At 43.6% G+C, this 6,402-nt stretch carries 7 protein-coding genes; 4 read left to right on the forward strand and 3 right to left on the reverse strand.

Going from position 1 to position 6,402, the window contains the following annotated elements; translation table 11 throughout:
• Positions 1–13: 13 nt before the first annotated feature.
• The 3 genes from AC23N5_RS30830 (at position 14) to AC23N5_RS30840 (ending at position 3,296) form a co-directional block, all read left to right on the forward strand.
• Positions 14–799, forward strand: a complete 786-nt coding sequence (locus AC23N5_RS30830; protein ID WP_487758476.1) for a nucleotidyltransferase domain-containing protein — start codon at positions 14–16, stop codon at positions 797–799.
• A 10-nt stretch (positions 800–809) separates the two neighbouring features.
• On the forward strand, positions 810–2,192 hold the full coding sequence (locus AC23N5_RS30835; RefSeq protein WP_487758477.1) for a hypothetical protein: 1,383 nt from the start codon (positions 810–812) through the stop codon (positions 2,190–2,192).
• A 513-nt stretch (positions 2,193–2,705) separates the two neighbouring features.
• On the forward strand, positions 2,706–3,296 hold the full coding sequence (locus tag AC23N5_RS30840) for an REP-associated tyrosine transposase (protein WP_487758478.1): 591 nt from the start codon (positions 2,706–2,708) through the stop codon (positions 3,294–3,296).
• Between the two features lie 464 nt (positions 3,297–3,760).
• Here AC23N5_RS30840 and AC23N5_RS30845 read toward each other — a convergent pair whose 3' ends face one another.
• On the reverse strand, positions 3,761–4,786 hold the full coding sequence (locus AC23N5_RS30845) for a LuxE/PaaK family acyltransferase (protein ID WP_487758479.1): 1,026 nt from the start codon (positions 4,784–4,786) through the stop codon (positions 3,761–3,763).
• An 89-nt stretch (positions 4,787–4,875) separates the two neighbouring features.
• Here AC23N5_RS30845 and AC23N5_RS30850 point away from each other — a divergent pair, with 89 nt between their 5' ends.
• Positions 4,876–5,397 (forward strand): hypothetical protein, encoded by a 522-nt coding sequence (locus AC23N5_RS30850; RefSeq protein ID WP_183974004.1) that lies wholly within the window; start codon positions 4,876–4,878, stop codon positions 5,395–5,397.
• Between the two features lie 90 nt (positions 5,398–5,487).
• On the opposite strand, the gene AC23N5_RS30855 is transcribed toward AC23N5_RS30850, so the two are convergent.
• Together AC23N5_RS30855 and AC23N5_RS30860 are read right to left on the reverse strand one after the other, a co-directional pair.
• Positions 5,488–5,886, reverse strand: a complete 399-nt coding sequence (locus AC23N5_RS30855) for an aminotransferase class III-fold pyridoxal phosphate-dependent enzyme (RefSeq protein ID WP_487758480.1) — start codon at positions 5,884–5,886, stop codon at positions 5,488–5,490.
• A 116-nt stretch (positions 5,887–6,002) separates the two neighbouring features.
• A complete protein-coding gene (locus AC23N5_RS30860) occupies positions 6,003–6,314 on the reverse strand; it encodes a PIN domain-containing protein (protein WP_487758481.1) in 312 nt (103 codons plus the stop codon).
• Between the last annotated feature and the right edge of the window lie 88 nt (positions 6,315–6,402).

The raw sequence follows: 6,402 nt of genomic DNA on the forward strand, positions 1-6,402 counted from the left end.
AACGAACTAGCTTATGCAAGACACTATTTTCCACGTATTTATCAACAAAGTTGTCGCTGTTTTACAAGAATCTCCCGACATGCTCGGCCTAGCGGTAGCGGGTTCTTGGATTACGCAAGAAATGGACGCGTACTCGGATTTGGACTTAGTACTTGTTTCCAAAACGAAGCTCTCAACCGACCCTGCCCAAATGAAATCAGTCGCACAAAGCTTCGGCAACGTTCTTTCCGCATTTACGGGGGAGCACGTCGGAGAGCCGCGCGTGTTGATTTGTTTGTACGGGAATCCGCTTTTACACGTTGACATCAAGTTTTTGACACCCGACGAATTTTATCAGCGCGTAGAAGACCCCATCGTCGTGTGGGAAAGGGATGAGATTTTGACAAAAGTTATTCAGCAAACGACTTCCACTTGGCCTTATCCTGATTATCAATGGATTGAAGACCGTTTTTGGGTGTGGATCCACTACGGGGCTCTAAAAATTGGCCGAGGAGAGTTAACGGAAGCTGCTGATTTTCTGGCCTTTTTGAGAATGGTTGTATTAGGGCCTCTTTTGCACATCCAAAATGGCAACCAGCCCCGAGGTGTCCGAAAAGTTGAGACCAAACTCCCAAACGCCGATTTTGAGGCACTGTCAGCAACCGTTGCCTTATTAGATAAAACATCGTTGGTAACTTCTTTGAACAAAGCCATTGTTATCTACGAACAAACCCGAACTGTCCTTTTTGACTCGTCCGTTCAGCTTAACAACGAGGCAGAAAGAGAAGTAAAAAAATACGTAGCAGCTATTTCCACCTAACCAAACCACTATGCCGTACCTCCGCATCGCTACCCAAGGTGGGGTCATTACCCCCGACGAGCTACAACGTTTGGCCATGTTAGCCAAAAAATGGGCTTTGGGCAAAATTGAAGTTGGTTTTCGCCAAGATTTGCTCATTCCTTGCACCGATTCTCAACGCTCGTTGCTTCGGTCGCAATTAATGTCGGAGGGGTTTGGAGTAGAAGAAGCCGCGGCAGTGCATCCCAACATCGTTTCGTCATTGGTTGCACAAAATATTTTTCCCCAGCTCTCTTGGCTTCGGTCGGGCGACTATCTGGATATTTTGGACGAATTTACCTTTCGACCACGTCTCAAAATTAATCTCATCGACCCCACGCAGGAGTTGATTCGACCGTTGACAGGGGAGCTTAATTTTATCGCTTCCCCTACCCCTTCGTTTTGGTATCTGGTGGTTAATTTATCCGAATTAGAGGGCATTCATGTCTGGCCTAAACTTGTTGACGGGGAACAAATTGCGGACTGGGTCCAACACATTGAAAAAATATGGTTGGAAAATCCACGGCCTAACCCTTCTTTTGAAGAACTGTACGGGGCTGTTTCAAAAACGTTTACGGGACGAACACGACCCATTCAAAAAGAACTGAAACTTACGCCCAAACCATACCCGCACCACGAGGGTATTTACCGCTACGATGACCGCTATTGGATGGGGTTATACCAGCGCGAGAACGAGTTTGACACGACTTTTTTAGAAGCCCTTTGTCAACTTTGCATCGATACCAAAATCGGGCGTTTGTATCCAACTCCTTTCAAAACATTCATCGTTCGCGATATACCAAAAGAGACGATTTATCAATGGGAAAAGCTCTTAGGAATCTGGGGAATACATACGCATTATTCGTCGCTCGAACTCAACTGGCAGCTCCCCGATGCTGAGGCGTCGGCATTGCGCCTCAAAACGGAGCTGGTCGAAGCTTTTGAAAGACTGCGCATTCGAACATCTAGCCTTAGTTTTGGCATTGGTCATCGTAATGCCGAAACGACTTCTACGATTGTCATAGAGCCATTATCGACGGATTATCAGCGTTTTCGAGTGGTTCATTCTCCTGATTTCTACATTGGAAATACGGAGTGGGAAGTTTTTGCGGGCGATGTTGCCCGTAAGAATCTCCCAGAAATTCTTCGACGCCTCACGCTAAAATACTACGAACAACTTTCGACAGATAAAAAGACAAGTATCACCCGTAAAACGTCGGGACTAAAACCTGCTCCTACCCAAAGAGTAATGCAGTGTACGCACTGCCAGACGGTTGCGGAACTGCCACTTCCCTTACCTTCGTCGTATTTATGTTCGCTTTGCGATGCCCCCGTAGCTGATTTTGTCGAAGTTGAATTGGAAATAGCGCGGTGATTGAGGTATTGGGTGTATGCTTTCAGTTTCTCAGCGTACGTGCTTTCGGTTTCTCAAAACCGAAACGACTGCTGCAATCCTGCACGAGGTTTCTCAAAACCTCGACTCAATTTTAACGAGGTTGTGAGCAACCTCCCGCTTTGGTTTTGAGAAACCAAAGGCACTCGCGCCCCGTGATTTCGGCTTCTCAGCGTATGTGCTTTCGGTTTCTCAAAACCTCCACTCAATTTTAACGAGGTTGTGAGCAACCTCTCGCTTTGGTTTTGAGAAACCAAAGGCACTCGCACACCGTGATTTCGGCTTCTCAGCGTATGTGCTTTCGGTTTCTCAAAACCGAAACGACTGCTGCAATCCTGCACGAGGTTTCTCAAAACCTCGACTCAATTTTAACGAGGTTGTGAGCAACCTCCCGCTTTGGTTTTGAGAAACCAAAGGCACTCGCGCCCCGTGATTTCGGTTTCTCAAAACCGAAACGACTACTGCAATCCCTGCACGAGGTTTCTCAAAACCAAAGTGACTTTTTCAGCAAAACAAGTATTACAGAAAATAAAAGCTTGGTTTATGGGAACAAAACGAATTTCTGGCTCAGAGGATGAACGTTGTTTCTTCATCACTACCTCCTGTTATCAACATAAGTTCTTATTACTAGATACACAGGCATTTGATATTGTACTTGACAACTTTCGTTTCTACAATAAACGTTACTCCGCACGACTCTTGGGATATGTGCTAATGAGTAATCATATTCATTTCATGCTCTTTTTCGAAGACCGAAACTATTTATCAAAGTACCTTCGAGATTTTAAAAAATATAGTTCTCTGCAACTACGCGAGCATCTCTCACAATTTTATCCTCATATTTTACCTGAAATCCTGTATGAATATCGAAGTCAGCATTACAAAATTTGGGATGATGAGTTTGATGATGTAGTAATTTACAGCAGAAAAATGTGCGGAATAAAGCTTGATTATATGCACAACAATCCCGTAAAAGCGGGTCTTGTGACAGAGCCAAGCGATTATCTGTTTTCCAGTGCTAAATTTTATGAAAACTGGAAGGTTAACATCCAATCGGAGCTTTTACATTACAGAGATGTTTTTTAAACGAGGTTGTGAGCAACCTCCCGCTTTGGTTTTGAGAAACCAAGGGCACTCACGCCCGTGATTTCGGCTTCTCAACGTTCGTGCTTTCGGTTTCTCAAAACCGAAACAACTGCTGCAATCTTGCTCAAGGTTTCTCAAAACCTCGACTCAATTTTAACGAGGTTGTGAGCAACCTCTCGCTTTGGTTTTGAGAAACCAAAGGCACTCGCGCCATGCTTTCGGCGTCTCAACGTACGTGCTTTCGGTTTCTCAAAACCGAAACGACTGCTACAATCCCTGCGAGAGGTTTCTCAGAACCTCGACTCAATCTTAACGAGGTTGTAAGCAACCTCTCGCTTTGGTTTTGAGAAACCAAAGGCACTCGCGCACCGTGCTTTCGGTTTCTCGACGTATGTGCTTTCGGTTTCTCAAAACCGAAACGACTGCTGCAATCCTGCACGAGGTTTCTAGCAACCAAAGGCACACTAAATCAGCAGATTGCACCCACGAACATCCGAATTATCAAACCGACCAATCACTTCAAATTGGTAAGAGGTATCACCAACAAATCGACCCAAATCTTGGGTTTCGATAAATGAGCAAGAATCTAAATTCCCCAAATCAACCACATTGATACCACCATACCTCATTCCACGCTGTGGGGAGTCGGTTACGGAAAAAGGGTCATTTATATCTCTAAGTAAGATTCGCATTGTGCGAGAGGTCTCAAAAATCCCGTCACCATTAGAATACGACTGCGACAAAAGCTCCGTCATTCCGTATTCGGAGTGAATGTTTTTTACCCCAAAAGCGGCCGTTAGTTCTGCATGTACTTCTTCACGCAGCATTTCACGGCGGCGTCCCTTCATTCCACCCGTTTCCATCACCATTAATTCTGGTAATTCCCTCAAAAACGAAAGGTCATTTTTTGATTCCGCCAAATCCAACAACGCAAACGTCACCCCCCACAAAATTACTTTCCGACCGTCGGGTTGCTGTACCAATTTTTTGAGTGTTGCTAATAGCTCATCTACATTATGCAAAAAGAACCCAGAAATGGGCGACTCCGTTTTTGCAATAAATTGTTGAACCATATACACCAACGAGGAGTTATTTCGTTCAAGATACGAAGGTAACAATGCCAGCAGGTGAAAGTCAGAAAGTGAGCCGTAGCTTTTTTCAAAAATCTCAGTACTGATTTCGTCATACCAGCCCAAGTCCGCCACCAAATGACGGCTTGTTTGGGTTCCAGTTGTACCGCTACTTTCAAAAACAGTTTGTATTTTGGGGTTACCCGTCACCACTTGATGGTGTTTAAAGAAGCCAATTGGCAAAAACGGCACCAACGACAAACGGTTAACTTGAGCGGGGCGAATTCGCAAATGAGAAAGATACTGACGGTAAATGGGCGCATGAACCGCCTGATAATGAAACACCTGCAAGGCAACTTCCTCAAACGTATCAGCCGTTAAGGTTCGTACAGCATTTCGTAAATTGGGCAAAGTTGACATTTTACTAGGGTCGAATTTCAATTTCCGATTGACAAAGCATTAATAACTACTAAATTTATCCAATATTTGGAACAAACTTAACAAGAAAGATGAAGGGCTTCGTTCGTTTTATTGCTACTCTTTTACTATTTGCCATTTCGACAACTGGTTGTTTTACTCCTCCCAACTACAGCCCCGTTCCCGAAATTGGCTTCAATAGCATTGATAAGTTTGAGGTGATTGAGCCTTTTTCACAAGCCAAACAAGACTCGGTTGTCATCACCATCAATTTCAAAGATGGCGATGGTGATTTGGGAGAAAGCACCGATAACCGAACCAATGCGAAGTATGACACTTGGGGAAATTATGAGCTCAAAACCTTCCGTCGAGTGAGTGGAAATCAGTACCAAGAAGTAAATTTGGCAGCTAACTCCAAACTATTTTTTCCTGTGCTTAAACCCGACGGCAAAAAAGGCCCCATCGAAGGTTTATTGGATTATGCCGTGTATTTTCCCTATTCCCGAAACTCTAAACTAACAACCGTTAAGTTCCAAATTAAAATCCGCGACCGCGCACTCAATGTAAGCAACGTGATTGAAACCGATACGCTTTCAGTGCCGTTACTTTTGTAGAAAATACGCTTTAACATTTATACAAAATCCCTGTGAAAACACTCGAAATGAGTCTATCACAGGGATTTTTATTTAGAGTCTATGTTTGCGTTATGATTTTATTCCCAAAATCACCTCTTCAATCAAATCACACGCTTCGTGGATTTGCGTTTCTGTAATCACCAACGGCGGGGCAAAGCGAATTTTATTGCCGTGAGTTTGTCTGCAAAGTAGTCCTTTTTCTTTGAGTTGGAGGCAAATTTGCCACGCCAAGGGGCTTTCTTCGTTGGTCGCAATGACGATGGCGTTTAACAGTCCTTTCCCCCGTACTGTTTCAATCAGGGTCGTTTTTTGCTGGATTGCCCGCATTCGTTCACGGAATATTTCACCAAGACGCTCCGCATTTTCGGCTAATTTTTCATCTTCCAACACCGACAACGCCGCTACCGTCACCGCCGCCGCCAACGGATTTCCACCGTAGGTTGTGTTTGGTCTTATTTTTAAGACGATTCAAGCGATTTTGTTTAGTAAGTAATCTTGAAAAAAGGGTAAAAATTAACTTTGAGGGGGCTTCTATCAGTTATGAATATTCAGGAACTTCCAAAAAGTCTCAGTTATAATTTTTGCTAACTATCTATCCAGTTTTCAAGCTGAATATTTTCCATATTAACAAAATCTTTAGTGTTACGAGTAGCCAATATTAAACCTTTGGTGATTGCTGTAGCCCCAATAAAAATATCTAAATCCTCAACTCTACGGCCTATTTTCCGCAATTGCGCTTTCTGTTTGGCGTATTCTTCCAGACACTCACTAATAGGTATTACCCGCCCTGAAAATGAAGTTCTTAAATCCTGAACTCGTTGAAGGTTTATTAATCGTCTTTCTGGTGAGCTATTTTCAACGCCATATAAAAGCTCCGCAATCGTAATTTCTGATATGTAGCAGAAGCGTGAGGTGGTCCATTTTAGACGGACAGTTTACTTTGCAGGATTAATAATTCATTTTGGTTGTAAATTTGTTCAAATT

It is taken from the genome of Runella sp. R5_40, assembly GCF_057652295.1.

What these genes read in the sequence shown, in the direction of transcription:
- AC23N5_RS30830 (WP_487758476.1), top strand. Translation starts at nt 14, where the DNA reads ATGCAAGACACTATTTTCCACGTATTTATCAACAAAGTTGTCGCTGTT.
- AC23N5_RS30835 (WP_487758477.1), top strand. Translation starts at nt 810, where the DNA reads ATGCCGTACCTCCGCATCGCTACCCAAGGTGGGGTCATTACCCCCGAC.
- AC23N5_RS30845 (WP_487758479.1), bottom strand. Translation starts at nt 4,786, where the DNA reads ATGTCAACTTTGCCCAATTTACGAAATGCTGTACGAACCTTAACGGCT.
- AC23N5_RS30850 (WP_183974004.1), top strand. Translation starts at nt 4,876, where the DNA reads ATGAAGGGCTTCGTTCGTTTTATTGCTACTCTTTTACTATTTGCCATT.